This window comes from Bradyrhizobium sp. BR 1432 (assembly GCF_051547705.1).
GTDB classification, from domain to species: Bacteria; Pseudomonadota; Alphaproteobacteria; order Rhizobiales; family Xanthobacteraceae; genus Bradyrhizobium; species Bradyrhizobium zhanjiangense.
In genome coordinates this window covers 1,926,634-1,952,273 of sequence record NZ_JBPUGF010000003.1, presented here as the reverse complement: position 1 = coordinate 1,952,273, position 25,640 = coordinate 1,926,634, and the positions used below count along the sequence as shown (strand labels likewise).

General features: G+C 64.3%; 20 protein-coding genes and 2 pseudogenes. 8 read left to right on the top strand and 14 right to left on the bottom strand.

Annotation, left to right across the window (positions count from 1 at the left end; translation table 11 throughout):
• Positions 1-46 precede the first annotated feature (46 nt).
• The 4 genes from mnmG (at position 47) to ACSKB8_RS09265 (ending at position 4,651) form a co-directional block, all read left to right on the top strand.
• A complete protein-coding gene (gene mnmG, locus ACSKB8_RS09280; RefSeq protein ID WP_438103707.1) occupies positions 47-1,927 on the top strand; it encodes a tRNA uridine-5-carboxymethylaminomethyl(34) synthesis enzyme MnmG in 1,881 nt (626 codons plus the stop codon).
• Positions 1,928-2,068: 141 nt separating this feature from the next.
• Positions 2,069-2,710 (top strand): 16S rRNA (guanine(527)-N(7))-methyltransferase RsmG, encoded by a 642-nt coding sequence (gene rsmG, locus ACSKB8_RS09275; protein ID WP_438110467.1) that lies wholly within the window; start codon positions 2,069-2,071, stop codon positions 2,708-2,710.
• A gap of 32 nt (positions 2,711-2,742) precedes the next feature.
• Positions 2,743-3,609: a ParA family protein gene (locus tag ACSKB8_RS09270; protein WP_091882627.1), complete on the top strand. Its 867-nt coding sequence runs from the start codon at positions 2,743-2,745 to the stop codon at positions 3,607-3,609.
• Positions 3,610-3,766: 157 nt separating this feature from the next.
• Positions 3,767-4,651 (top strand): ParB/RepB/Spo0J family partition protein, encoded by an 885-nt coding sequence (locus ACSKB8_RS09265; RefSeq protein WP_438103705.1) that lies wholly within the window; start codon positions 3,767-3,769, stop codon positions 4,649-4,651.
• Positions 4,652-4,940: 289 nt separating this feature from the next.
• On the opposite strand, the gene holA is transcribed toward ACSKB8_RS09265, so the two are convergent.
• From holA to leuS, 3 genes are all read right to left on the bottom strand, one after another.
• Positions 4,941-5,969: a DNA polymerase III subunit delta gene (gene holA / locus ACSKB8_RS09260; protein WP_438103703.1), complete on the bottom strand. Its 1,029-nt coding sequence runs from the start codon at positions 5,967-5,969 to the stop codon at positions 4,941-4,943.
• 129 nt (positions 5,970-6,098) lie between these two features.
• Complete coding sequence (lptE, locus tag ACSKB8_RS09255) at positions 6,099-6,641, bottom strand: LPS assembly lipoprotein LptE (RefSeq protein ID WP_438110465.1); 543 nt, start codon at positions 6,639-6,641, stop codon at positions 6,099-6,101.
• Positions 6,638-9,262, bottom strand: coding sequence for a leucine--tRNA ligase (gene leuS / locus ACSKB8_RS09250; RefSeq protein WP_438103701.1), 2,625 nt, complete (start codon positions 9,260-9,262; stop codon positions 6,638-6,640). Before leuS ends, lptE begins: the two co-directional genes overlap by 4 nt.
• 194 nt (positions 9,263-9,456) lie before the next feature.
• Here leuS and ACSKB8_RS09245 point away from each other — a divergent pair, with 194 nt between their 5' ends.
• A complete protein-coding gene (locus ACSKB8_RS09245; RefSeq protein ID WP_438103700.1) occupies positions 9,457-10,503 on the top strand; it encodes a diguanylate cyclase in 1,047 nt (348 codons plus the stop codon).
• A 99-nt stretch (positions 10,504-10,602) separates the two neighbouring features.
• Here the strand turns inward: ACSKB8_RS09245 and ACSKB8_RS09240 are convergent, their stop codons facing one another.
• A complete protein-coding gene (locus ACSKB8_RS09240; RefSeq protein ID WP_438103698.1) occupies positions 10,603-12,306 on the bottom strand; it encodes a diguanylate cyclase domain-containing protein in 1,704 nt (567 codons plus the stop codon).
• A 107-nt stretch (positions 12,307-12,413) separates the two neighbouring features.
• Here ACSKB8_RS09240 and ACSKB8_RS09235 point away from each other — a divergent pair, with 107 nt between their 5' ends.
• Entirely contained in the window at positions 12,414-13,103 is a 690-nt protein-coding gene (locus tag ACSKB8_RS09235; protein WP_438103696.1) for a YggS family pyridoxal phosphate-dependent enzyme, read from the top strand.
• A 174-nt stretch (positions 13,104-13,277) separates the two neighbouring features.
• On the opposite strand, the gene ACSKB8_RS09230 is transcribed toward ACSKB8_RS09235, so the two are convergent.
• Both ACSKB8_RS09230 and ACSKB8_RS09225 read right to left on the bottom strand, forming a co-directional pair.
• Positions 13,278-14,063: a 2-keto-4-pentenoate hydratase gene (locus ACSKB8_RS09230; RefSeq protein ID WP_438103695.1), complete on the bottom strand. Its 786-nt coding sequence runs from the start codon at positions 14,061-14,063 to the stop codon at positions 13,278-13,280.
• A gap of 6 nt (positions 14,064-14,069) precedes the next feature.
• Complete coding sequence (locus ACSKB8_RS09225; RefSeq protein ID WP_438103694.1) at positions 14,070-14,639, bottom strand: L,D-transpeptidase family protein; 570 nt, start codon at positions 14,637-14,639, stop codon at positions 14,070-14,072.
• A gap of 200 nt (positions 14,640-14,839) precedes the next feature.
• Here ACSKB8_RS09225 and ACSKB8_RS09220 point away from each other — a divergent pair, with 200 nt between their 5' ends.
• Together ACSKB8_RS09220 and ACSKB8_RS09215 are read left to right on the top strand one after the other, a co-directional pair.
• Positions 14,840-15,526, top strand: coding sequence for a response regulator transcription factor (locus ACSKB8_RS09220; protein WP_007598630.1), 687 nt, complete (start codon positions 14,840-14,842; stop codon positions 15,524-15,526).
• A gap of 58 nt (positions 15,527-15,584) precedes the next feature.
• The gene (locus ACSKB8_RS09215; protein ID WP_091882654.1) at positions 15,585-16,028 is read left to right on the top strand and encodes a cyclic nucleotide-binding domain-containing protein; all 444 of its coding nucleotides are present in this window, start codon (positions 15,585-15,587) and stop codon (positions 16,026-16,028) included.
• Positions 16,029-16,134: 106 nt separating this feature from the next.
• On the opposite strand, the gene xth is transcribed toward ACSKB8_RS09215, so the two are convergent.
• The 8 genes and pseudogenes from xth to ACSKB8_RS09175 all read right to left on the bottom strand — a co-directional run bounded on the left by xth (position 16,135) and on the right by ACSKB8_RS09175 (position 25,606).
• Entirely contained in the window at positions 16,135-16,950 is an 816-nt protein-coding gene (xth, locus tag ACSKB8_RS09210; protein ID WP_438103693.1) for an exodeoxyribonuclease III, read from the bottom strand.
• Positions 16,951-17,188: 238 nt separating this feature from the next.
• Positions 17,189-17,944 (bottom strand): outer membrane lipoprotein carrier protein LolA, encoded by a 756-nt coding sequence (locus tag ACSKB8_RS09205; RefSeq protein WP_091882660.1) that lies wholly within the window; start codon positions 17,942-17,944, stop codon positions 17,189-17,191.
• A 152-nt stretch (positions 17,945-18,096) separates the two neighbouring features.
• A complete protein-coding gene (locus tag ACSKB8_RS09200; RefSeq protein WP_438103692.1) occupies positions 18,097-20,571 on the bottom strand; it encodes a DNA translocase FtsK in 2,475 nt (824 codons plus the stop codon).
• 9 nt (positions 20,572-20,580) lie between these two features.
• Positions 20,581-21,796 (bottom strand): annotated as a pseudogene (locus tag ACSKB8_RS09195) (aminotransferase class I/II-fold pyridoxal phosphate-dependent enzyme).
• A gap of 346 nt (positions 21,797-22,142) precedes the next feature.
• Positions 22,143-22,547 (bottom strand): GFA family protein, encoded by a 405-nt coding sequence (locus ACSKB8_RS09190; protein ID WP_438103691.1) that lies wholly within the window; start codon positions 22,545-22,547, stop codon positions 22,143-22,145.
• Positions 22,548-22,749: 202 nt separating this feature from the next.
• Complete coding sequence (locus ACSKB8_RS09185) at positions 22,750-24,198, bottom strand: ammonium transporter (protein ID WP_438103690.1); 1,449 nt, start codon at positions 24,196-24,198, stop codon at positions 22,750-22,752.
• 38 nt (positions 24,199-24,236) lie between these two features.
• Positions 24,237-24,575 carry a P-II family nitrogen regulator gene (locus ACSKB8_RS09180; protein WP_008142813.1) on the bottom strand — a complete coding sequence of 113 codons (339 nt, stop codon included), beginning with the start codon at positions 24,573-24,575 and terminating at the stop codon, positions 24,237-24,239.
• Positions 24,576-25,002: 427 nt separating this feature from the next.
• Positions 25,003-25,606 (bottom strand): annotated as a pseudogene (locus ACSKB8_RS09175) (ATP-dependent Clp protease proteolytic subunit).
• Between the last annotated feature and the right edge of the window lie 34 nt (positions 25,607-25,640).

The following is a 25,640-nucleotide window of genomic DNA, read 5'->3' as shown; positions in this document are numbered from 1 at the left end:
CAGTTTCCGCTTCCGGCTTCTCCGCCTCTGAGCTAGAAGTCCGCTCATGCGAACAGAGCGAGAGAGTTTCGACGTCATCGTCATTGGCGGCGGTCACGCCGGCTGTGAAGCCGCGGCTGCTGCTGCGCGGATGAGTGCAACGACAGCTCTGGTGACGCACCGTTTCTCCACCGTCGGCGCCATGTCCTGCAACCCCGCCATTGGCGGCCTCGGCAAGGGCCATCTGGTCCGCGAAGTCGATGCTCTCGATGGTCTGATGGGCCGGGTCAGCGACGCCGGCGGCATCCAATTTCGCGTCCTCAATCGCCGCAAGGGTCCGGCTGTCCGTGGTCCTCGCGCTCAGGCCGACCGGAAGCTCTATGCGGCCGCGATGCAGGCCGCGATCAGGGAAACCGAGGGTCTTTCCGTCATCGAGGGTGAGGCTGACGAGCTGATCGTGGTGGAAGGCCGGGTCACCGGTCTGCGCCTGGCTGATGGCCGGCAGCTTCGGGCAGGGGCGATTGTCGTCACCACCGGCACCTTCCTGCGCGGTCTGATCCATCTCGGCGAGAAGAATTGGCCCGCCGGTCGCGTCGGGGAGGCACCGGCGATGGGGCTTTCCGGCTCCTTTGAGCGCGCTGGCTTTACCCTCGGGCGGCTGAAGACGGGAACTCCGCCCCGTCTGGACGGCACCACGATCGATTGGTCGGCGGTGGAAATGCAGCCCGGAGACGAACCACCGGAGCCGTTCTCAGTGATGACGGAGCGGATCACGACCCCGCAGATCCAGTGCGGGATCACCCGGACCACCTCGGCGACCCATGAGGTGATCCGCGCCAATGTCCATCGCTCCCCGATGTACTCCGGCCAGATCAAGAGCTCCGGTCCGCGCTATTGTCCGTCGATCGAGGACAAGATCGTCCGCTTCGGCGACCGTGATGGCCATCAGATCTTCCTGGAGCCGGAAGGGCTCGACGACACGACCGTCTATCCCAACGGCATCTCGACCTCGCTCCCCGAAGAGGTCCAGCTCGCGATCCTCGCCAGCATTCCGGGCCTGGAGCGGGTGAAGATGGTCCGTCCGGGCTATGCCATCGAATACGACCACATCGATCCCCGCGAACTCGATCCGACCCTCCAGACCAAGCGTTTGCGCGGTCTGTTCCTGGCAGGGCAGATCAACGGCACTACCGGATACGAAGAGGCCGCCGGGCAGGGCATCGTGGCCGGGTTGAACGCCGCGCTCTCGGCGAGCGGGGCCGCGCTGATCGTGTTCGACCGGGCGGATGGCTATCTCGGTGTGATGATCGACGACCTCGTCACGCGCGGGATTAGCGAGCCCTATCGGATGTTCACCTCCCGGGCCGAATACCGGCTGACGCTGCGGGCCGACAACGCCGACCAGCGTCTGACCGAGAAGGGCATCGCCTTGGGGTGTGTCGGCACTGCCAGGATGCAGCACCATCGCGCCAAGATGGATGCCCTGAACGCAGCCCGGACGCTCTCGAAGTCGCTCGCGATTACCCCGAACGAGGCGATCAAGCACGGACTGTCCCTGAACCGCGATGGCCAGCGCCGGTCCGCCTTCGAGCTGATGGCGTATCCAGATATTGGCTGGAGCCAGGTCCGCGCGATCTGGCCGGAGCTGTCGGCGATCGACCCTGTCATCGCCACCCACCTCGAGATCGACGCCAAATACGACGTCTATCTGGAGCGACAGAGCGCTGATGTCGAAGCCTTCCGGCGCGACGAGGGGATGGTGTTGGCTGAGGTCGACTACCAGCAGGTCCCCGGTCTCTCCAATGAGGTGCGGGCCAAGCTGGAAAAGGCCCGGCCGTTCACGGTCGGCCAGGCCGGCCGGATCGATGGGATGACGCCGGCGGCGCTTGGCATTCTCGCTGCCTATCTGCGGCGCGAGGCACGGAAGACCTCAAAGGCGATCGCATAGGCGTTTCACGTGAAACAGCGCGGGCCGAGAGGCGGCAGATCGTCATCAAGAAAATCCGCGGCGGGTGAGGGCGCCGGTGGTCGACCCGAACCGAGGCCGACCAGACCGAAGGTCGACAAGGCCAGCGCCACAGATCAATCACTGGACGCGGTCATCGCTGCCGACAAGATCGCGGCGCTCGAGCTCGCGCCCGTTTCACATGAAACGGAAGACCGGCTCGATCGCTACATCGCCTTGCTCCGGGAGTGGCAGGCCAAGACCAACCTGGTGGCGCCCTCGACGCTGCCCCATCTTTGGACCCGGCACATCGCCGACTTGCTTCAGCTCGTTGATCTCGCGCCGGCGGCAAAACGCTGGGCCGATCTTGGCAGCGGCGGTGGCTTCCCGGGCGTCGTGCTCGCCTGCGCCATGGCCGGGACGCCGGATGCCCGCGTCCATCTCGTCGAGCGAATTGCCAAGAAGGCCGCATTCCTGCGCGAGGCGATTCGCGTCACCACATCTCCGGGGCTCGTACATCTCGCTGAGATCGGGGATAATGTGGATAGAATCACCGGCCCCGTCGATTGCGTCACCGCGCGCGCGTTGGCTCCGTTACATCAACTTATCGGCTTTGCGGAGCCGCTGATGCGCCAGGGCGCAAAGGCGTTGTTTCTCAAGGGTCAAGATGTAGAGGCTGAATTGACCGAAGCCGCTAAATATTGGAATATTCAGACTCAGCTCCATCCAAGCCGCACCGGTGACGGGTGGATCGTGGAACTGACGTCCGTCGAACGGCGCGGGTGAGGCGTTCAGGGGCCTGAGTGGGGGAATTTGCGATGAGCGTGATTGACGAGCCGCAGCAAGAACAGGACGCCCAAGAGACCAATGAGGTGCCGCATGGCCACCCGCGCATCCTGGCGCTGGCGAATCAGAAGGGCGGCGTGGGAAAAACAACCACAGCGATCAACCTCGGCACGGCGCTCGCGGCGATCGGTGAACGTGTCCTGATCGTCGATCTCGACCCGCAGGGCAACGCCTCGACCGGCCTCGGCATCGATCGTCGCAACCGTTCCTGCTCCACGTATGACGTGCTGGTCGGCGAAGCCGCCTTGCGCGAGGCGGTGGTCTCGACCGCGGTGCCCCGGCTGCACATCGCGCCCTCGACCATGGACCTCTCCGGCCTCGAGCTCGAGCTCGGCACCACGCCCGGCCGCGCCTTCAAGCTGCGCGACGCCATCGGCGCGCTCAACAACAACGTCTCGCCGGACGCCGACTACACCTATGTGCTGATCGACTGCCCGCCCTCGCTCAACCTGCTCACGGTGAATGCGATGGCGGCGTCCGATGCGATCCTGGTGCCGTTGCAATGCGAGTTCTTCGCGCTCGAAGGTCTGTCGCAATTGCTGCAGACGGTCGAGCAGGTGCGCTCGACGCTCAATCCGAACCTGTCGATCCACGGCATCGTGCTGACCATGTTCGACTCGCGCAACAACCTCTCGAACCAGGTCGTTGCCGACGTCCGCCAGTTCATGGGCGAGAAAGTCTACAAGACCATGATCCCGCGCAACGTGCGCATCTCGGAAGCGCCGTCCTACGGCAAGCCGGTGCTGGTCTACGATCTCAAATGCGTCGGCAGCGAAGCTTACTTGCGGCTCGCCACCGAAGTGATCCAGCGCGAGCGCGAGCTGCGCATGACGCATTGACGCTGCCGTAAGGTGGGCAAAGCGAAGCGTGCCCACCAAAACCATTCGATTGAAAGATGGTGGGCACGGCGCGAAGACGCGCCTTTGCCCACCCTACGATCGAGAGTTCTGAAATTCAGTTCTGGAGTGCTGCACCGTGAATCCAAGGGAGCTGGCGATGGCCGACGAAGCGCGTTCGCGACTGGGCCGAGGTCTTGCGAGTCTGATCGGTGATGTCGGCGGCGAGGCTCAGCATGTCGATCGTCCGCGCGCGCAGCGCAAGGTGCCGATCGAATTCATCAAGGCCAATCCGCGCAACCCGCGCCGTACCTTTTCAGAGGCCGAGCTCAAGGAGCTCTCCGACTCCATCAAGCAGCATGGCGTGATCCAGCCGATCGTGGTGCGACCGGTGAAGGGCGCACAGGACCGCTATGAGATCATCGCCGGCGAACGGCGCTGGCGCGCCTCGCAAATGGCTGGCCTGCACGAGGTGCCGATCGTGCCGGTCGACATCAGCGATAGCGATGCGCTGGAGTTCGCGATCGTCGAGAATGTGCAGCGCGAAGACCTCAACCCGATGGAAGAGGCGCAGGGCTATCACGCGCTCGCCAACGAGTTCAAACGCAGCCAGGACGACATCGCAAGAGTCGTTGGCAAGAGCCGCAGCCACGTCGCCAACATGATGCGGCTGACGAAGCTGCCGGCCGAGGTGCAGGCCTTCATCGCGACCGGCGAACTGACGGCCGGCCATGCCCGCGCGCTGATCGGCGTGCCCGATCCGCTCGCGGCCGCCAAGCGCATCGTCGAGGAGGGCCTCAATGTCCGTCAGGCCGAGGCGCTCGCGCACGAGGAGGGCGTGCCCGAGCGCAAGCCGCAGAAGGCGCGCGCTGGGACGAAGGAAAAGGACCCTGATACGATCGATCTCGAAAAGCGCGTCAGCGACGCACTCGGGCTCAAGGTCACCGTCAATCACCGCGATCCCGGCGGCTCCGTGCAGATCAACTATCGCAACCTCGATCAGCTCGACGAGGTGATGAAGCGGCTGGCGAAGGGCGGGATTTAATCGCCCTCGCTGTCGTCCCGGCGCAGGCCGGGACCCATACCGCGTGATCTATCGATAGGATATCAAGGCCAATACCGCCCACCAAATTACTCGCGGTGGCAATGGGTCCTGGCCTTCGCCAGGACGATGCTGGAAAGGCAGCAGCCGTTTCTCTCCACCGTCATTGCGAGCGAAGCGAAGCAATCCAGAATCTTTCCGCGGAAGGATTCTGGATTGCTTCGTCGCAAGTGCTCCTCGCAATGACGGTGCTGAGAGAGCTGCGCTTGCAATGACGTGGTGAGAGCCGCACTCACCCCCGCCGCTTCGCATTCGCGGCGATCGCCATCAGCGTGCGCTGGGCGATGGCGGCGGCGAGGGTGGATTGTTTGCGGGTCTCGAGCGCGGCCGTCGCGAGCTGCTCGATGATGGCGGCAAGCCGGACCGGGCTGAAATTGCGCAGCGCTGTTTCGACCGCGGGCTTTCGCGAGAAGTGCAGCCGTGGAAAGCCGCCGTCGAGCACGGCGGAGGCGGGCGTGCCGTCGGCAATCGCGAGCGCCGATTTGTGCAGCCACGCGGCCTGACGCTGCGCGGCGGAGATGATCACACCGGGATAGGTGCCGGCGATCATGGCCTTGGCGAATTCGGTCTCGACGATGTCGGGCCGGCCGGCGAAGGCGCCGTCGACGATGGGATCGAGCTTCAGCTCGGAGGCGTCGGCGACCACGGACATCACGTCATCCAACGTGATCTCGCCTTTGCCATGGGCATAGAGGGTGAGCTTGCGCAGCTCGTTGCGCGAGGCCTGACGGTCGCCGCCGAGGAACGACATCAGCGCGGCCCGGGCATCCTGCGCGATGCGCAAATTGGCGGTGCGGAGCTCGTCCTCCATCAGCTTGGCGAGGTCGCGCTCGGTGTCGGGGTAGCAGCCGATTGCGACCGCCGTCTTGGCGCGCTCACAGGCTTTGCGCAGCGGCGATTCCGGACGCAGCTCGCCGGCCTCGATCACGATGCGGCAATCTTTCACGCTCATCTCGGCCAGGGTGTCGATGCCGCTGGCAAAGCTGCGCGAGCCGGCGCGGACGCGGATGGCGCGGCGGCCGCCGAACAGCGGCACGGTCATGGCCTCGTCGACGAGGCGCGACGGCTCGGCGGAGAGCTCGTCGCCATCGAGCCTCACGAGTGAGAATGGATCGTTGGGATCGTCGACGGCGGATGCGATCAGCGCATCGGCGCGCTCGCGCACGAGGCCCGCATCAGGACCGTAGAGCAGGATGATCGGACGGCCCGCATCGGGGCGGGCGAGGAAGGCATCGATCTCTTTTCCGCGCAGCGCGACCATGGCCTAGATCGTCATTCCGGAGCGCGCGTAGCGCGAACTACGGTGCACAATTGCGCACCAGAGAAACCAGAGGTTGGGAACCGAGATTCCGGGTTCTCGCTTCGCGAGCCCCGGAATGACTGGAATGAATCAGGTGCCCGCGGTGAAGAACGAGGCGAGCCGGGTCGTGATGTTCTCGGCTATCTCGTTGGCGGCACGATCCTCGGCGTCGCGATAGGCCCGGTTGCGCGCGAAGCGCTGGTAGGAGCCGGGCATGTCGTAGGACACACGCGAGAAGGTGGTGCCGGTCATCACCGATTTGCCGGTGACGACCTCGATCAGATTGTACTGGGCGTCGATGCCGTAATTCTCGCTGGTCGGCAGTCCGGTCGCGGCGCTGACGATCAGCGAGGAGCGGGTGGATGTGAAGCGGATCTCCAGGCGGTGCGTCGGTGGCATGCCTGTCGCCGTGCCGTAGAGCTTGAAGGCCAGAGCATTGCGGACCTCGACGCCAACGCGCGCCTCGCGCGAGGCGTTCGGCTTGGCGATCGGCGGCAGCTCGACCCCCATCAGCTTCTCGCGCAGGCCGGGAGTCCCGTCGTTACGCTCGGCATACATCGGCTGGAAGCAGCCGGCCGTCAGAGCCGCCAGGGCGGCGACCGCCAGCAAGCGGGCTGCGATGCGGATCCTCAGCCGACAACATTCACGATCCTCTTGGGGACGATGATCACCTTGCGGACGGGCTTGCCGTCCAGGGCCAGCTTTACCGCATCGAGGGCCAAAACGGCAGCCTCGATTTCCGGATTCTGGGCCACTGTTGCAACCGTGACCTCACCCCGCTTCTTGCCGTTGACCTGGACCACCAGGGTCACGCTGTCTTCAACCAGCAAATCGCGTTCGATTTGGGGCCAATTGGCCTCTGAAACCAGCCCGCTCTGGCCCAAAGCCTGCCAGCACTCCTCGGCCAGATGCGGCATCATCGGGGAGAACAGCTGGACCAGGATCTGGCCGGCCTCCCGGATCGCCCAGGCGAGGTCCGGGGCGGGCTGGCCGGGGCGCTGGAGCACCTCGGACAGGGCATTGGCGAATTCGCGGATATGGGCGAGGCAGACGTTGAAGTGCAGCCGCTCGATGCCGGTCGTGACCTTGTCCAGGGCGCCATGGGCGGCCTTGCGCAAGGCGGTCGCATCCGTCCCGAACGAAGCCGGCCGGGCCGCCGGCGCCTCCTTGCCGAGTTCCTTTGCATCGTTCACCAGCCGCCATAGCCGCTGCACGAAGCGCGATGCGCCCTGGACGCGCTCGTCGCTCCAGATCACGTCGCGGTCGGGCGGGGAGTCCGACAGCATGAACCAGCGTGCGACGTCGGCACCATAGGTCTCGATGATGTCGTCGGGATCGACCGTGTTCTTCTTCGACTTCGACATCTTCTCGATCGGGCCGATCCGGATGTCTTCGCCGGTCGCGAGCAGCGTGGCGCGGCGACCATTGCCGCCGACCTCGACCTTGACCTCGGCCGGCTGCACATAGGTGCCGTCGGCCTTCTGGTAGGTCTCGTGCACCACCATGCCCTGGGTGAACTGGCCGGCGAACGGCTCGTCCAGCGCAATGTGCCCGGTCGCCTTCATCGCGCGGGTGAAGAAGCGCGCGTAGAGCAAATGCAGGATCGCATGCTCGACACCGCCAATATACCAATCGACCGGCATCAGCCGATCGACCACCGACCGCGTGGTCGGCGCCTTCTCGTTCCAGGGATCGGTGAAGCGCGCAAAGTACCAGGACGAATCCACGAAGGTGTCCATGGTGTCGGTTTCGCGGCTAGCCTTGCCGCCGCATTTCGGGCAGGCGACGTGCTTCCAGGTCGGGTGATGATCGAGCGCGTTGCCCGGCCGATCGAAGGTCGCATCGTCCGGCAGCGTCACCGGCAAATCGGCATCCGGCACCGGCACCACATCGCATTTCGGGCAATGAATGACGGGAATCGGGCAGCCCCAATAGCGCTGGCGCGAAATGCCCCAGTCGCGCAGGCGGAAATTGACCTGCCGCTCGCCGACCGCCGCATTGCCGCGCAGCTCGCCTTCCAGCCGCTTCGCCACCTCTTCCTTGGCCTGATCGATCGTCATGCCGTCGAGGAAGCGCGAATTGATGATGCGGCCGTCACCGTCATAGGCGGTGTCGGTGATGACGAATGTCTTCGGATCCTGCCCTTCGGGGCAGACCACCGGCGTGTTGCCGAGATTGTACTTGTTGACGAAGTCGAGGTCGCGCTGGTCATGCGCCGGGCAGCCGAAGATCGCGCCGGTGCCATATTCCATCAGCACGAAATTGGCGACATAGACCGGCAGCTTCCAGGAGGGATCGAACGGGTGCACCGCGCGGATGCCGGTGTCAAAGCCCTGCTTCTCCGCGGTGTCGATGACCTCCTGCGCGGTGCCGATCTTCTTGATCTCGGTGATGAACTCCGCAAGCTCAGGGTTCTTCGCGGCGGCCGCCTGCGCCAACGGATGATCCGCCGAGATCGCCATGAACTTCGCGCCGAACAGCGTGTCGGGCCGTGTCGTGAAAATCTTCAGCTCGTTCTCGCCGGCCGGCGTCGTTGCCGCATCCAGCGCGAAGCGGATCAACAGGCCTTCGGAGCGGCCGATCCAGTTGCGCTGCATCAGCCGCACCTTGTCGGGCCAGCGGTCGAGCCCATCCAGCGCGGACAGCAGCTCCTGCGAGTACTTCGTGATCTTGAAGACCCACTGGTTCATCTCGCGCTGCTCGACGACAGCGCCGGAACGCCAGCCGCGGCCGTCGATCACCTGCTCGTTGGCGAGCACGGTCATGTCGACGGGATCCCAGTTCACCTTGCGCTTCTCGCGCTCGGCAAGCCCTCCGCGCAGGAAGTCCAGAAACATCTTCTGCTGGTGCTTGTAGTAGGAGGGATCGCAGGTCGCGATCTCTCTGGACCAGTCCAGCGACAGCCCGATCGAGCGGAGCTGCTTCTTCATCGCGGCGATGTTGTCGTAGGTCCAGGCTTTCGGCGCGACCTTGCGTTCGATCGCGGCGTTCTCGGCCGGCAGGCCGAAGGCGTCCCAGCCCATCGGATGCAGCACGTTGAACCCCTTGGCGCGCTTGAAGCGGGCCAGCACGTCGCCGAGCGTGTAATTGCGGACATGGCCGATATGGATGCGCCCGGACGGGTAGGGGAACATCTCGAGGACGTAGTATTTCGGCCGCGAATCGTCGTTTCGGGAGACGAAGATCGCCTGTTCGTCCCAGAGGCGTTGCCAGCGCGGTTCGGCGTCGCGGGCGTTGTAGCGTTCGGAGGTCATGGAATCGTTGGCTTTTCGTGGTTCGGCCGGCTTAAAGACGGCGGACTAGGCCATAGAAGTCCGCAAGGGGTCAATGGGTTGCCGCAATCTGGGGAACCTTCCGAGCTGCTCCGCAAAAATACCGAGGCCGCCGTTGGGGTGTGATTAAGGGGTCGATGCGAAGTTGCGCCCGCCAAGGACCCCCAATACTTGCGATGGATTCCAGCTTCGACGATCCCGATTACGACTATGCCGCGTCCATTGCCGGACGGGCGATGCGGAGCATGGCCGAGCAGCGGATTGCGCCGACCCCGGCCAATTTTGCCGTCTGGTTCCAATATCTCGCCGGCAGCCAAGACGATCTGCGCGACGCGATCGATCTCCTGATCGACCACAACCGTCCTTTCGACAGCAGAACCAATCAGGATCTGTTCGAGACCTACATCGCGCCGCAGGTCAGTGCCATCGTCGTCCGCACCTCCGAGCGGCTGCATGCCCTCATGGGTGCGGCAAAGGAGTTTCTGACGACGGCCATCGCCGACAACCATTCGCAGATGCAGGCGATCAGCGAGGTCGCGGACCAAGGCAAGGCCGGCGTCGATCCGAAGGCACTGGTCGCCCAGCTCATGAACGAGCTGGCCCGCGCTGCCACCCGCGCGACGCGGCTCGAGGCAGGCTTTGCGGAAAAGACCCGCGAGCTCGACGTGATCCGTGATTCGCTGTCGAGGTCCGAGCAGCGCGCCCGGACCGACACCTTAACGGGGCTGGCGAATCGGCGGGCGCTCGACGAATTCCTGCGCAAGGCGCAGGCGACCGCGGAATGGGGCGAGCCGCTCAGCGTGCTCTTGCTCGACATCGACCACTTCAAGACCTTCAACGACAATTTCGGCCATGGCATCGGCGACCAAGTGTTGCGCCTGATCGCCAAGGTGTTGCGCGAGAAGGTCCGCGAGCAGGATCTGCCCGCCCGCTATGGCGGCGAGGAGCTGATCGCGGTGCTTCCGGATGCCGACCTTGCCGCCTCTGCCGAGACCGCCGAGCGCATCAGGCGCGCGATCGCCGAATGCAGGATCACGCGTCGTTCGACAGGTGAGATCCTGCCCAATATCAGCGTGTCGATCGGTGTCGCGCAATACCGGACCGGCGAAGCGATCACCGATCTCATCGAGCGCTGTGACCGCGCGCTCTATCTCGCCAAGGGCGGCGGCCGCAATCGCGTGGTGACCGAGATCGAGCTCGAGCGCGCCGGAGCTGCGGGCTAGAGCATTATCGGTTCTGATTGAGTCAGAACCGAAGCTCTAGATTCTTGTTTTGACGCGTTTTCTTCACGCGAACCGGTATCCACTTCGCTCGAAAACGCTCTAGCCGTTAGCCGCCATCATCATGTCAGTCGCGCCGGTCTCGATCGCCTGCACGCCGTGCTCGACGACGTTGTTGCGGCCGCGATGCTTGGCGGCATAGAGCGCGGCGTCGGCGGCTTCGATGAGATCACCGGGGCGCAGTGTCTCGTTTGGCTTCGTCGCAGCAACGCCGATCGAGACGGTGACGATCATATGCGCGGAGGTGATGTGCGGCAGGCAGAGTTTCAGCACGGCCGCGCGCACCAATTCGCCGATTTCGACGGCGCGGGGCACGTCGGTGTTCGGCAGCAGCAGGCAGAATTCCTCGCCGCCATAGCGTGCCGCAAAGCCCATCGTGTCGGCGGCAATGCCGGACAGCGATTCGCCGAGCCGGGTCAGGCAGGAATCGCCTTCGAGATGGCCATAGGTATCGTTGAAGAGCTTGAAGTGGTCGACGTCGATCATCAGAAGCGCGAGCTCGCTGCCATATTGCTGCGCGCGCATCCATTCGAAATCGAGCCGGCTCTGGAAGCCGCGGCGGTTGGCGAGGCCGGACAGCATGTCGATCGAGGCCATCACCGTCAGGCGGTCGTTGCTGGCGATCAGCTCGCGCTCGCGCTGGCTCAATTGCGCGGCCATCGCGTTGAACGCGCGGGCCAGCGGCACGAACTCGGCGGGCAGGCGACTGCGCGCCGCCCGTGCCGACAGATCGCCTTCGCCGAGACGCTTGGCCATGTCGGCCAGCATCTCGATCGGCTTGATCACCAGTTTCTCGGCGGCGATCAGCGCGCCGAGCAGGACGAACACGACGACGAAGGCGAATTGGAGATAGGCAGTGCGGATGTCGCGGCTCACGGCCGCAGACACCTTGTCCTCGTCGATGCTGGCGATCAGGCGGGCGTTGGTGCCAGCGATGCGGATGTAGCTGACGGCGCGGCGGGAGCCGTCGGCAGCAAGAAAGGACAGCGAACCTTCGTCCTGGTCCGACCGCAGTGCCCTGTCGGCGATCGCCGACATCAGCGGCATGTTGTCGAGGGGACGGCCGACCGCGCTGTGCTGGTCGGCCGGCGCGGCCAGCACGGTGCCGGCGCTGTCGACCAGCACGGCGGTAATGCCGGCGCGGCCGCCGAGATTGCTCATGACCTTCGACATCCAGTCGAGATTGACGGTGGCGAGCACGACGGCATCCGGTACGCCGCTGAACGCGGACACCGGATAAACCGCCATGACGGTCGGCGTCGGCGCGGGCCGGGACAGGATGAAGTCGCTCAACACGAAGCGGCCGGTTTGCTGCGCCTGCAGGAAGTAAGGCCGGTCACTGAGGTCGAGGCCGACATACATGTTGTTGGTGGCGCACTGGATGCGACCGTCCTGGCCGGCGATCAGAAGCGTGCGGATCCAGGGCAGGCTCGACGGCAGGCTCGCGCGCAGCACGTCGCAGCTCTTGCTGATGCCGCCGGCGGACGCCCGGATGAAGGCCTCCGATTTCAGGATGGTCTCGACCGACGAGATCACTTCGCGCTGCGCATCGGCGCTGTGCCTTGCGACGGTGGTGAATTCGGCCGCGGCCTGCGCGATCTGTCGCGCGCGCGTGCCTTCGAGCGAACGGATGCGCTCGAGCATCAAGGGGGCCACCAGAATCACCGCGAGCAACGCCAGCCGCGCCCGGATTCCGAGAACCTGCTTGAGTTTCGCTCGTTTGCGGTTGAGACTGACGCTTGCCATTTCGCTACCCACCCCATGGGCCAAGGTAAAGCGAAGGGTTCAAAAACTCTTTCTTGAACTCGGTAAAATTGGACTTACCTCGGTTACGACCACAACCAATCGACGTCATGACAGAAGCCAATGCCACGCCGGTAACCGGCCATTCACCAAACGCGCTCGCCGCAGTCGAAGCCGAAATTGCACGCGCCTGCAAGGATGCGCAGCGTGATCGCGCCTCCGTGACGTTGATCGCGGTGTCCAAGACTTTCGCCGCGGATGCGATTACCCCGGTCATCGCCGCCGGACAGCGCGTATTCGGCGAGAATCGGGTGCAGGAGGCCAAAGCCAAGTGGCCTGCGTTAACGTCTGTTTACTCCGACATCGCGCTGCATCTGATCGGCCCGCTGCAATCCAACAAGGCGAAAGAGGCGGTCGCGCTGTTCGATGCCATCCATTCGGTCGACCGTCCGAGCATTTGCCAAGCGTTAGCCAAGGAAATCGAATCCCAGAACAAGCACCCTCAGCTCTTCGTCCAGATCAACACCGGCGAAGAGCCGCAGAAGGCCGGCGTCGCGCCCGGCGAGGCCGATGCCTTCCTCGCGAGCTGCCGCGACACCTATGGGCTGACGATTTCCGGCCTGATGTGCATCCCGCCCGTCGACGAACCGCCGGCGGCGCACTTTGCTCTCACGGCCAAGATCGCGGCTCGCAATGGATTGAAGAACCTGTCGATGGGTATGAGCGCGGATTTTGCGACCGCGATCATGCTCGGCGCCACCCATGTCCGCGTGGGGAGCGCGATCTTCGGGCACAGGTGAGAGCCGTTAGCGAGGAACGCACCCAGCAACCGTCATCGATTTCGTCATTGCGAACGAAGCGAAGCAATCCAGAATCTTTCCGCGGAGGGATTCTGGGTTGCTTCGTCGCATCAGCGCAAAATTGCTTCGCAATTTTGTCGCGAGCTCCTCGCAATGACAGCGGAGCGTGTGCGCCTACACAAACCCCACCGACACCTTCCCCAACCCACCGAAATCCACCGCAAAATGATCGCCGGCCTTAATCGGCAGCGGCGGATGGCATGTGCCTGTGGTCACCACCTCCCCTGCCCGCAAGGTGATGCCGAGCCCGCGCAGCTCGTTGGCGAGCCAGGCGAGGGCCGCGCGGGGATCGCCGAGCACGTTCTTGCCGTGGCCATTATAGCGCTGGCCACGTAGCGTGATTTGTGGCCGCTCCTCGACGAGATCCAGCGCGCGCCAATCCGCAGTCGTCGGCGCGCCCAGCACGAACAGATGCGCACAGGCATTGTCGGCGATGAGCTGCGCCTCGCCGGCGCTGGCGAAATCGGTAAAGCGCGAATCGGGAATTTCGATTGCGGGATGGAAGGTGCCTACGGCGGCGAGGACCTCGTCGACAGTGTACGGCACCGCGCGCGGCGGTAGATCGCGCCCCATGCGGAAGGCGAATTCCGGCTCGCCGACGCGCATCTCGTTGCCCTTCATCGACGCGGTGCCGCCATCGGCGATTACGCTGTCGCTCATGATGCGGCCGGCCAGCGGTCCCGTGACGTTGATGTGCTTCTGTCCGGACTCGCTCGTTGCCGCGATCTTCCAGCCGAATAATTTTCCGCTCGATTGCGTTTCGAGCGCAGCCTGGATGGCATAGCCATCAGCGCGGCTCTGCGGCCGCAATCGGACATCCAGCGCGTCAAGCTTGGTGCCGTCGCGCCAATGCTTCACCAGGACTTGCGATGCGGCGGCGATCTGATCCTTGTCGAGCATCCGTCCTCACCCGATGATGATTCTTGTTCTTGGCCCCAGTCGTCGCAGCAATTGCAGCATCGCAGATTTCGTCATGGAGACGCAGCCTGCGGTCGGGCCGAAATTGTCGCGGGCGAGGTGCAAGAACACCGCGCTGCCGCGGCCGGCGATCCGCGGCCTGGTGTTGTGGTCGATCTCGATGATGAAATCGTAGAGGTGGTCGGCGCGCTTGAGCCGGTCCCCGCCCTGCCCCTCGCCGAGCCGGATACCTTGGTTGTAATGACGGTCTTTGGGGTCCTCGCACCAGGCGTCCTCGCCGCTGATGATCCGGGCCGGCAAGAACGTCTGCGGGCGGCTGTGCCGGTCGCCCCGCCACCACAACCGCCTGGGACGGAAGCTGCCGCGCGGGGTGCCGCCGTCGCCCTCGCGCTTGTTGGCGAGAATGCCGCCTCGCCCCAGCGCCACCGGTATCGTCAGTGCTCCGGCCGTCAGCCAGCCCCGGCGCGGATTACCGGCAGCAGGTTTAACACGGATCGCGGACAGCGGCCCGGCCCTTCGATTCTGGGTGTAACTAGCTGACGCAGCTTTGTTTTTCATGTGAACACGCGATGTCGAATTCATTACAGGACATTCATCAAAACGCCCTGCTATTCTGGGTTAGAGTGGTTCTGGCTTGTGAATCGGTAACAGCCCACTACTTCAACACGAACAACAATAACAACGGCGACCCTAACTTTCCCTCGCGGCTGGGTGCGGCATGGATGCGCGCCGAGCCGGACCCAAAAGGATGACCCCCCATGGCCAATGCCCGCAAGATCCTGATCGTGGATGACGATACCGATCTGCGCGATACGTTGGTGGAGCAATTATCGCTGCACGAAGAATTCGAAGCGTCCGCCGTCGATACCGGCGCCAAGGGCGCGAGCGCCGCAAAGGCCAATGCTCCCGATCTCGTTCTGATGGATGTCGGCCTGCCCGACACCGACGGCCGCGAGGTGGTCCGCTCCCTGCGCAAGGGCGGCTTCAAGGCCCCGATCATCATGCTGACCGGCCACGACACCGATTCCGACACGATTTTGGGGCTGGAATCCGGCGCCAACGACTATGTGGCAAAGCCCTTCCGCTTCGCCGTGCTGCTCGCCCGCATCCGCGCCCAGCTCCGCCAGCACGAGGCCAGCGAGGACGCGGTGTTCTCGGTCGGCCCCTACTCCTTCCGCCCGGGCTCGAAGATGCTGACTGCGGCGAACGCGCGCAAGGTCCGCCTCACCGAGAAGGAGACCGCCATCCTCCGTTTCCTTTACCGGGCCGGCCAGATGCCGGTCTCGCGCGAGACCCTGCTCCAGGAGGTCTGGGGCTATAATTCCGGCGTTACCACCCACACGTTGGAAACCCACATCTACCGCCTTCGCCAGAAGATCGAGAAGGATGCCGCCAACCCGGAAATCCTGGTCACGGAAGCCGGTGGCTACAAGCTGGTGCCGTGATACGCTTCGGGGGCCCGCGAATCGTTTGAGATCGCGCGCCTTTGAGCCTCGGACCTGAATGTCAATCGACGACGATGTAGCGCTTCTCGAGCGAGTCCCGACACTGCGCCTGTTGGGAGACGCATCGTTGCGCATGCTGGCGATCGGCTCCGAGCAGCGGAACTTCGTCCGCGGCGACGTCCTGTTCAATCTCGGCGACGAGGCCGATGCCGGCTTCGTGGTCCAGCGCGGCGCCTTCCGGGTCGAGGACGGCGCCGGCGCCGAAATGATCGCCAGTCCCGGCGCGCTGATCGGCGAGCTCGCGCTGGTGGTGCCGATGAAGCGGCCGTCGAGCGCGGTTGCGCTGGAGCACGCCTCCGTCATCCGCATCGCGCGCAGCCTGTTCCAGCGCGTGCTCGAAAGCGACCCCGCCGCCGCGGTTCGCCTGCGCGACGAATTCGCGGTGCGCTCCAGCCAGATCGCCAGCGATATCCTGATGGCCGGTGCGAAGCTGACGAGCTGAGCTGTCGTAGCCCGGATGGAGCGAAGCGTAATCCGGGACAGCCTTTCCGTATGCAAGAACCCCGGATTGCGCTGCGCTCCATCCAGGCTACGGGCTTCCCGAGAGGCTACACCTCCAGCGTCACCGTCACCGGGACGTGGTCCGACGGCCGCTCCCAGCTCCGGGCATCGCGAAGAATCTTGAAATCACTGACGGTATCCTTCAGCGCGCGCGAGACCCAGATATGGTCGAGCCTGCGGCCGCGATCGCCGACGGTCCAGTCGGCGGAGCGGTAGCTCCACCATGTATAGACTTTCTCCGACATCGGAATGCGCTCGCGCGCGACGTCGATCCATTCGCCGGCCGCCAGCGCTGCCTTCAGCTTCTCGGTTTCGACAGGCGTGTGCGACACCACCTTCAGCAGCTGCTTGTGCGACCATACGTCGTTCTCGTGCGGGGCGACGTTGAGATCGCCAACCAGGATGTGACGGTCCTCGCCGCGCGGATGCAGCGGTTCGCAGGCCTTCATCTCGTCGAGAAAGCGGAGCTTATGATCGAACTTCTCGTTCAGGGCGGGATCGGGAATGTCGCCGCCGGCGGGCACGTAGAAATTATGCAGCACCAGCGGCTTTGCGATGTTGGCCTTCTCGCCGAACGATACCGAGATGTGGCGCGAATCGATCTTGTCGCAGAAGGTGCGGATGTCCTTCGACTCGAACGGGATCTTCGAGACGATGGCGACGCCGTGATAGCCTTTCTGTCCGTTCAGCGCGACGTGCTCATAGCCGAGCCGCTTGAAGCGCTTCAACGGAAAGGCGTCATCGATGCATTTTGTCTCCTGCAGGCACAGCACGTCCGGCCGCGCGCTCTTGAGGAATTTCGCGACCAGATCGATGCGCAGCCGCACCGAATTGATGTTCCAGGTTGTCAGGGAGAGACGCATGAGGGATGCGTCTTAGCAAGCTCTCGTAGGGTGGGCAAAGGCGCAAAGCGCCGTGCCCACCGTCTTTTCGGGTGCGAGATGTGAGGATCTGGGCGTGCTTTCGTAGGGTGGGCAAAGCGACTTGTCCGCCGTAGCTCGAAGAGCGAAGGCGGAAGCGTGCCCACGTGTCGATCGCGAGGAGGAAAGATGGTGGGCACGGCGCAAACGCGCCTTTGCCCACCCTACGGCAGCGGAGCGCTCAACCCGGCGATGGGCCGTAATTGGTGAAATCGATCTTGAACATGCCCGGATCGAGTTTCTTGCTCGAATCCAGATTGTAAACCGCGATCGTGGTGTCGTAGCCCTGCGGGTCGGTGACGGTCCACTGCTTCAACTGGCCGTCCTTGGCGCCGAACATCAAGAGGAGGCGGCTGGTGCCGACCAGCGCCTGCTTCTCCTCGATGGTGACGCTGGTGAAGACGTCGTCGGCCGAGACGTTGACGACGTTGGTGTCCTTCATCAGGTCGATGCGATCGGACAGCAGGAAACGCAGCGGCGTCTGCGACAGCGGATAAATGTCCTGGGTCGCGAGCTTGCGATCACGCACCACCAGCGAGGATCCATCGGCGACGATGTCGATCGGGCTCGGCGCGTCATATTCGAAGCGCACCTTGCCCGGTTTCTGGATGTAGAAATCGCCCTGCGTCTTGCTGCCGTCGGGGCCGACCTGGACGAAATTCCCGACCAGGGTCTGGAGCGAGGAGAGATAGGCGCTGATCTTGGCGGCCTGCGCCTTCTGGTTGGCATCGAAGGTCTGGAAGATACTGCTCGGTACGTTGCGGCGCGGATCCGGGATGACCGGATTCGGCGGCGCCTGCGTCGCACCGGTGACGGCGGGCCCTCCCCCCGCCGCACCGCCATCGCGGCCCTTCGGCGCTGGCTTCGGCACGGGCACGGTCTGCGCGAACGATGTAGCGGTCACCATCGCGGCGGTGACGAGAAGCACGCCGGCCACGCGCGCGCTTCGCGCAGCGATGGTGGCAGCGAATCGAATGTCCGGATGTCTGATCAACGCGTCGTCCTAACGTGGCTGGGCGCCTTTTAGCGTGATTTCGGGCAAAAGCAGATATCGATTTTGCGTGAAATGATGTGTTGAGGCTCCTCGCCTCACATATGGCTGTCTTCTTCCTCGACCAGAATCTCGCGCTTGCCGGCGTGGTTGGCGGGCCCGACGATGCCTTCCAGTTCCATGCGCTCCATCAGCGATGCGGCGCGGTTATAGCCGATTTGCAGGCGGCGCTGGATGTAGCTGGTTGAAGCCTTGCGGTCGCGTTTGACGATGGCAACGGCCTGCGCGAACAAATCGCCGCCGCCGTCGGCACCCATGCCTGTCGCGTCGAACACCGCGCCGTCCTCGTCCTCGGTGGGCTCTTCGGCCGTGACCGCTTCGAGATATTCGGGCTGGCCCTGCGTCTTGAGGTGACGCACCACCTTCTCGACCTCCTCGTCGGAGGCAAAAGGTCCGTGCACGCGGCTGATGCGGCCGCCGCCGGCCATGTAGAGCATGTCGCCCTGGCCGAGCAGCTGCTCGGCGCCCATCTCGCCGAGAATGGTGCGACTGTCGATCTTGGACGTCACCTGGAAGGCGATGCGGGTCGGGAAGTTCGCCTTGATGGTGCCGGTGATGACGTCGACCGACGGCCGCTGCGTGGCGAGGATCACGTGCAGGCCGGCTGCGCGCGCCATCTGCGCCAGACGCTGCACCGCGCCTTCGATGTCCTTGCCGGCGACCATCATCAGGTCCGCCATTTCGTCGACGATGATGACGATGTAGGGCAGCGGGTCGAGCGAGAGCTTCTCTTCCTCGTAGATCGCCTTGCCGGTCTCCTTGTCGAAGCCGGTATGCACCGTGCGCGTCGGCTCCTCGCCCTTGGCCTTCAGTTCGAGCAGTCGCGTGTTGTAGCCGTCGATGTTGCGCACACCGAGCTTGGCCATGTTCTTGTAGCGCTCTTCCATCTCGCGCACGGCCCATTTCAGCGCGACCACCGCCTTCTTCGGATCGGTCACAACAGGCGTGAGCAGATGGGGGATGCCGTCATAGACGGAGAGTTCGAGCATCTTCGGATCGACCATGATCAGCCGGCACTGGTCGGGGCGCAGCCGATAGACCAGGCTGAGGATCATGGTGTTGATGGCGACCGATTTGCCGGAGCCCGTGGTGCCGGCGATCAGCATGTGCGGCGTGCGCGCGAGGTCGATGATCACGGGGTCGCCGCCGATGGTCTTGCCGAGGCAGAGCGGCAGCTTTGCCACCGTGTCGGTCGCCTCTTTCGCCACCAGCAGTTCGCGCAGGTAAACTTTTTCGCGATGCGCGTTCGGCAGCTCGATGCCGATCGCGTTGCGGCCGGGCACGACGGCGACGCGTGCCGACAGCGCGCTCATCGAGCGAGCGATGTCGTCGGCAAGCCCGATCACGCGCGACGACTTGATGCCGGGCGCCGGCTCCAGCTCGTACAGCGTGACCACGGGACCCGGATTGGCCTTCACGATCTCGCCGCGCACGCCGAAATCCTGGAGCACGCCTTCGAGCGAACGGGAATTGGTCTCCAGCTCGGCCTTGCTGAGCGGCTGGCGGTCGCCGGCCTTTGGTGCGGCCAGCATGGAGACGGACGGAAGATCGAACTTGTCGGAGGATTTCTTCGCAGAACTCTTCGGCGCGGCCTTCTTGCGCGGCGCGCGCGCGGCAGGCTCCTCCTCTTCCTCTTCCTCCTCCTCTTCTTCGTACTCGTCCTCGTGCTCCTCGTCTTCGGACTGCGGTGAGATCGAGGGCGCGGCGCGTCCGCCGCCGAGATTGGGCTCCTGACGGCTGAACTGAGCGGCCTTGGTCTTCGGCCCGCTCGAGACCAGCGAGCGGTAAGCGGCACCGAAGAGCCAGATCAGTCGCGCTTTGGTGCTCATCAAGGCGTGGAACAGCCAGCCCAGCGACACCGAACCGCGATCGCTCTCCTCGTCTTCGTCGAGCGGTTTGTCGTCATCCTCGATCTCCGCGAGCTCGTCGTCATGCTCGCGTGCGCCGAGACCGCAGGCGATCAGGAATGTCACGGCCATCGCGGCGAACAGGATCGTGCCCAGCACAATGCGATAGATCGTGCCGGCAGGCCCGAAGATCACGGCGGGCGCGCGCACCAGGGCATCGCCGACGACACCGCCGAGGCCGGTCGGCAGCGGCCAGGCGCCGCCATGTGGCCAGCAGCTGACAAAGCCCGCGGCGATCACCGTGCAGAGAATCCATGAGCCGAGCCGCAGCGCTTCGCGGTCGAACGGGCGATGCGTCATCATGCGCCAGCCCCAGACCGCGACGGTCAGGACCAGCATGATCGCGCCAAGGCCGAGGATCTGCATCGAGAGGTCGGCACCGATCGCACCGGCATAGCCGAGGATGTTGCGGATCGGCCGTGAGGTGGCGTGGCTGAGGCTGGGATCCTGCACCGACCAGGTCATCAGCGCCGCCGAGGCGACGCCCGCCAGCGCGATCAGGCCGAGGCCGGTCAGCTCGCGCAGGCGTCGCGCCAGCCCCTCTCGGATCGAGGGCGGCAGATGGCCGACCAGTGGAATGACACGTTCGATTGCCGACATGCTCATGGGCCCCGCCTAACCCAGAGTCTCGACCAGGCGGTGCAGCGCTTGCGCCGTGGTCTCGCCATCCTGCACCAGCGCGAGGCGAATATAGCCCGCGCCGGGATTGAAGCCGTCAGGCTGGAGCCGCGCCAGATAGCTGCCGGGCACCACGCGCACGCCTGCTTCCTTGAAGAGTCTCAGCGTCACCGACACGTCGTCGCCGAGCGCGGACGTGTTCGAGCCAGACGCAGAAGCCGGCATCGGGCCGGCGATAGCCGTAACGATTGCCGATGATCTGGTCGGCGAGATCGAACTTGATCCGGTAGAGCCTGCGGTTCTCCTCGACATGCGCCTCGTCGCCGTAAGCAACGGTCGCGACATGCTGGAGCGGTACCGGCACCTGCGGCGCGGCGATGTTGCGCAGCTCGAGGAAGATGCCGATGAATTTCTTGTCGCCGGCGGCGAAGCCGACGCGCAGGCCGGGCAGGTTGGAGCGCTTCGACAGCGACTGGAACGCAACCACGCGGGTGAAATCGGGGCCGGCGCATTCGAGCGCGCTGCCCGGTGCCTCGCGGGTGTAGATCTCGGAATAGCACTCGTCGCTGAGGATCACGAAGCCGTAGCGGTCGGCGAGCTGCTTCAACCGCTTGAAATAATCGGGCTTGGCGACCGAGCCTTGCGGATTGGCGGGCGAGGCCAGATAGAACGCCACGGTGCGCGCCAGCGTCGCTTCGTCGATGGCGTCGAGATCGGGCAGGAAGCCGTTTTCGACGGTGGTCGGCAGATAGACCGGCTCGCAGGCCGCGGCGCGAGCGCCGGCGCCATAGACCGGATAGAACGGGTTCGGCATCAGGATGGCAGGCTTGCCGGGGCGCGGGCCGACATAGCGCGCCGCCGCGAGCGCGGCGAGGAACAGCCCCTCGCGGCTGCCATTGAGGACGAGAATCTCGTTCTCGGGGTCGAGCGGCCGCGGCAGCTTGAAGCGCGATGACAGCCAGGCGCCCGCCGCGTTGCGGAAGGGGTCGGTGCCCTTGTTCGCCGGGTAACGGCCGAACTCGGCGATGTGCTTGGCCAGCACCGGGCCCACGAAGTCAGGCACGGGATGCTGGGGCTCGCCGACTGCAAGCGTAATCAAGGGCTTACCCGGTTGATGCGGGCCCAAGAGCTCGTTCAGCCGGACGAAGGGCGAGCGTTCGCTGTCGGAGCTTCCACTGGCCTGCGGCGCACGGGATGAAGCGGTCATGACCATTCTGGGCGCCAGCACTCTTGGAACAGCCGGTCGCACCAAGGCGCCGGCGGGAAGCGGTTCAGTTCACCATAGATAGGGCGAGGTTAAGACGCGATTAACCATCGGCCGCCGCCCCCGTCCAGAGCGGGAATAATGAGGCCGGATAACAACGGGATGCATGACTACAGGGCGGGGCTGGTTCTTCCACCTCTCCCGCTTGCGGGAGAGGTCGCGCCGAAGGCGCGGGTGAGGGTTCTCTCCAAATAGGGACTGTCCCGATGTTGAGACATCCTCTCCCATGGCCGATGCTTCGGCGTTCCTCGTAAGAAAGGCGGCCATAGGCCGCCTCTGCCTCGTCATTGCGGCTTCAGCGCCCCGGCAGCTTCTCGAATGCCGGCATACCTGACGGGACCGCGTGAAACTCCTGCTTGTCGCAGGTGTAGATCGCCATCTGCGGATGGAACTGGCCGGGCTCGTCCAGCGTGCCGACCTTTACGACCGCGGCCGGCAGGCCTGGAACCTTGGTCACCAGATGGGTACCGCATTCGGCGCAGAATTCGCGCGTGACGGCGCGTGCGAGGTCCTTGCGCGTGAACTGCTTGGGTTGGCCGCTGATGTAGCTGAAGCCGGCCGCCGGCATTGCGATGAAGGTGTTGGGCGCGCCGCCGGTGATGTACTGGCATTCGCGGCAATGACACTGGGCCTGCATCATCGGATCACCTTCGGCCTTGTAGCGCACTGCGCCGCAATAGCATCCGCCTTCCAAACGCATGACGACCTCCCGATTGTTGTTCTTGAGGTCGATATTTCTGCGCCGGCGGTGCGCAATGGCAATGTTTTTCTTCGACCCTCCGACCAAAAGAAAGGGGCTCCAGCTTGCGCTGGAGCCCCTCGACGGTCGGGGCATTGCCGGGTATGTGCCCAAACCGTAGGTCTGGCCGCGATCCCCGAGGAGATCGCGGCCGGGAGGAGAGTTACATATTGTAAGCGCGCTCGGTGTGCTCGGTGATGTCGAGGCCTTCACGCTCGCTCTCGACATTGGTGCGAAGGCCAACGATCACATCGACGACCTTGTAGAGGATCGCCGAACCGATGCCCGACCACACCAGCGTGGTGCAGACGCCCCAGAGCTGGGCGATCATCTGCGTGGCGAAGTCGTAATCGGCAACCTTGGGCGGGATCGCGGTGTAGTCCATGATGCCGGCACCACCGAGCGCCGGGTTGACCAGGATGCCGGTGCCGAGCGCGCCGACGATGCCGCCGATGCAGTGCACGCCGAACACGTCGAGAAAGTCGTCATAGCCCAGCGCGTTCTTCACGACGGTGCAGAAGAACAGGCAGACCACGCCGACCACGAGGCCGAGGACGATCGCACCCATGACGCCGGAGAAGCCGGCGGCAGGCGTGACGGCCACGAGACCTGCGACAGCGCCGGAGATGACGCCGAGCACCGACGGATGGCCCTTGATGATCCACTCCGCGAACATCCACGACAGCGCGGCGGCAGCGGTGGCGACGAAGGAGTTGGTCATGGCGAGCGCAGCGCCGCCGTCGGCTTCCAGGTTGGAGCCGGCGTTGAAGCCGAACCAGCCGACCCAGAGCAGCGAGGCGCCGATCATCGACATGGTCAGCGAGTGCGGAGCCATCAGCTCCTTGCCGTAGCCGACGCGCTTGCCGATCAGGAGAGCGCCGACGAGACCCGCGATACCGGCGTTGATATGCACCACGGTGCCGCCCGCGAAGTCGATGGCGCCCTTCTTGAAGATCCAGCCGGCGTCGGCGTTGATCTCGTCGAGCTTGGCCTGCGCCGCGGTCTTGGCTGCCGCATCACCCGCCGCAGCGAGCGCCTTGGCCGCATCCTGGATCATGTCCGGGCCGGGCCAGTACCAGACCATGTGCGCGATCGGGAAGTAGATCAGCGTGACCCAGAGCGGGATGAACAGAGCGATCGCCGAGAACTTCATGCGCTCGGCAAAGGCGCCGACGATGAGGGCGGGCGTGATCGCCGCGAAGGTCATCTGGAAGCACACGTAGATGAGCTCCGAGATGTTGGCGTCGACTGAGAAGGTCGCCGCCTTCGAATCGGTGGTGACGCCCATCATGAAGGCCTTCGAGAAGCCGCCGATGAAGTCGGAGCCGCCGGTGAAGGCGAGGCTGTAGCCGTACACGGCCCAGATCACGGTGACGACGCAGACGGTGTAGAACACCTGCATCAGGACCGAGAGCATGTTCTTGGAACGGACGAGACCGCCGTAGAACAGTGCGAGGCCGGGGATCGTCATCAGCAGCACCAGCACTGTCGATGTCAGCATCCAGGCGTTGTCTCCCTTGTTGACCGTTGGCTCGGCATAGGCTGCGGTCGCAGCGAACAGGCCGACTGCGAGAGCCGCCAGTCCCGCGCCATAGGGACGCTTAAACGTCATTGTATTCACTCCTGATTGGATAAAGGTTGAGCGCGAAATCAAAGGGCCGCGGCGTCGGCCTCGCCGGTGCGGATGCGCACCGCATGGTCGAGGTTGATGACGAAGATCTTGCCGTCGCCGATCTGGCCGGTTTTCGCGGCGGACGTGATGGCGTCGATGGTCTTGTCGACCTGGTCGGAGGCGACAGCGACCTCGATCTTGATCTTGGGCAGGAAGCTCACGGCATATTCGGCGCCGCGGTAGATTTCCGTATGGCCCTTCTGGCGGCCATATCCCTTGACTTCCGTCACCGTGAGACCGTGAACGCCGATGGCGGTCAGGGCGTCACGGACTTCTTCCAGCTTGAATGGCTTGATAATCGCCATAACGATTTTCATGGGTCCTATCCCCGCTTGGCCCGGTCCGGACATGGCCGGGCGTTCTCGACTGGTTCGCCACGAGGGAGAAGTTCACTACGCGGGCTCAGCCGAGACCCGTAGAATCAAATGCCGTGCCAGATCAGGCGCGTTGCCTAACGGATTATGAAAACGCGTGTTTTCGCGTCTAACGCGCATTGCCGTGCGGTGCGATATTACGTCGCGCTCAAAACGTGGTCACGCCTGCTCAAAACGCAGGCAGGACAGGCTGCCGACACAATGTTGCCCATGTGCCGGGCAGTCAAAAGGTATTTTGATACGGGAGGGGACTTGAGAAATATAGAGACCACTGCGCCCGCTGCTTACGGGATACGCTCATCGCGGCGGTCGCGGGTCGAGCAGACGAGCACTCGCCGAGGGGATCCCGCTGAGGGCCGCTGTCGCGCCATCAGATGGCGTCGCGCTCAGCAAAAACCCGGTCGACCAATCCCCATTCAACTCCCTGCTGCGCGGTCATGAAGTGGTCGCGGTCCAGGGTCCGTTCCACCTCCTCTTCAGTCCGTCCGCAATGCTGCGCATAGAGCCTGATGATGCGCCGCTTGGTTTCCTGCATTTCGTTGGCGTGGATCAGGATGTCTGACGCCTGGCCTTGGAAGCCGCCGAGCGGCTGATGCACGTGAAGGCTCGCATTGGGCAGCGCGGCGCGGTGACCGGGTTCGCCGGCCATCAGCAGGAACGAACCCATGGAGCGCGCAGTGCCCATGCACAGCGTATGAACCGGCGCCTTGATGAACTGCATTGTGTCGTACATCGCGAGCCCGCTGGTAACCACGCCGCCATAGGAATTGATGTAGAGATTGATCGGCCGGCTCGGATTCTCCGCCTCCAGGAATAGCAGCTGCGCGCAAACCAGCCCGGACATCGCATCATTGACCTCGCCGTTGAGGAAGATGATGCGTTCGCGCAGGCAGCCGCGAGTAGATGTCGAAGGATCGTTCACCGCGAGCGGATTGTTCGACGACCATAGGGACGAGCTGAAGCATGTCGCGCATCGGCGACCTCCATGTCTGCAGGTGATGACGTCGT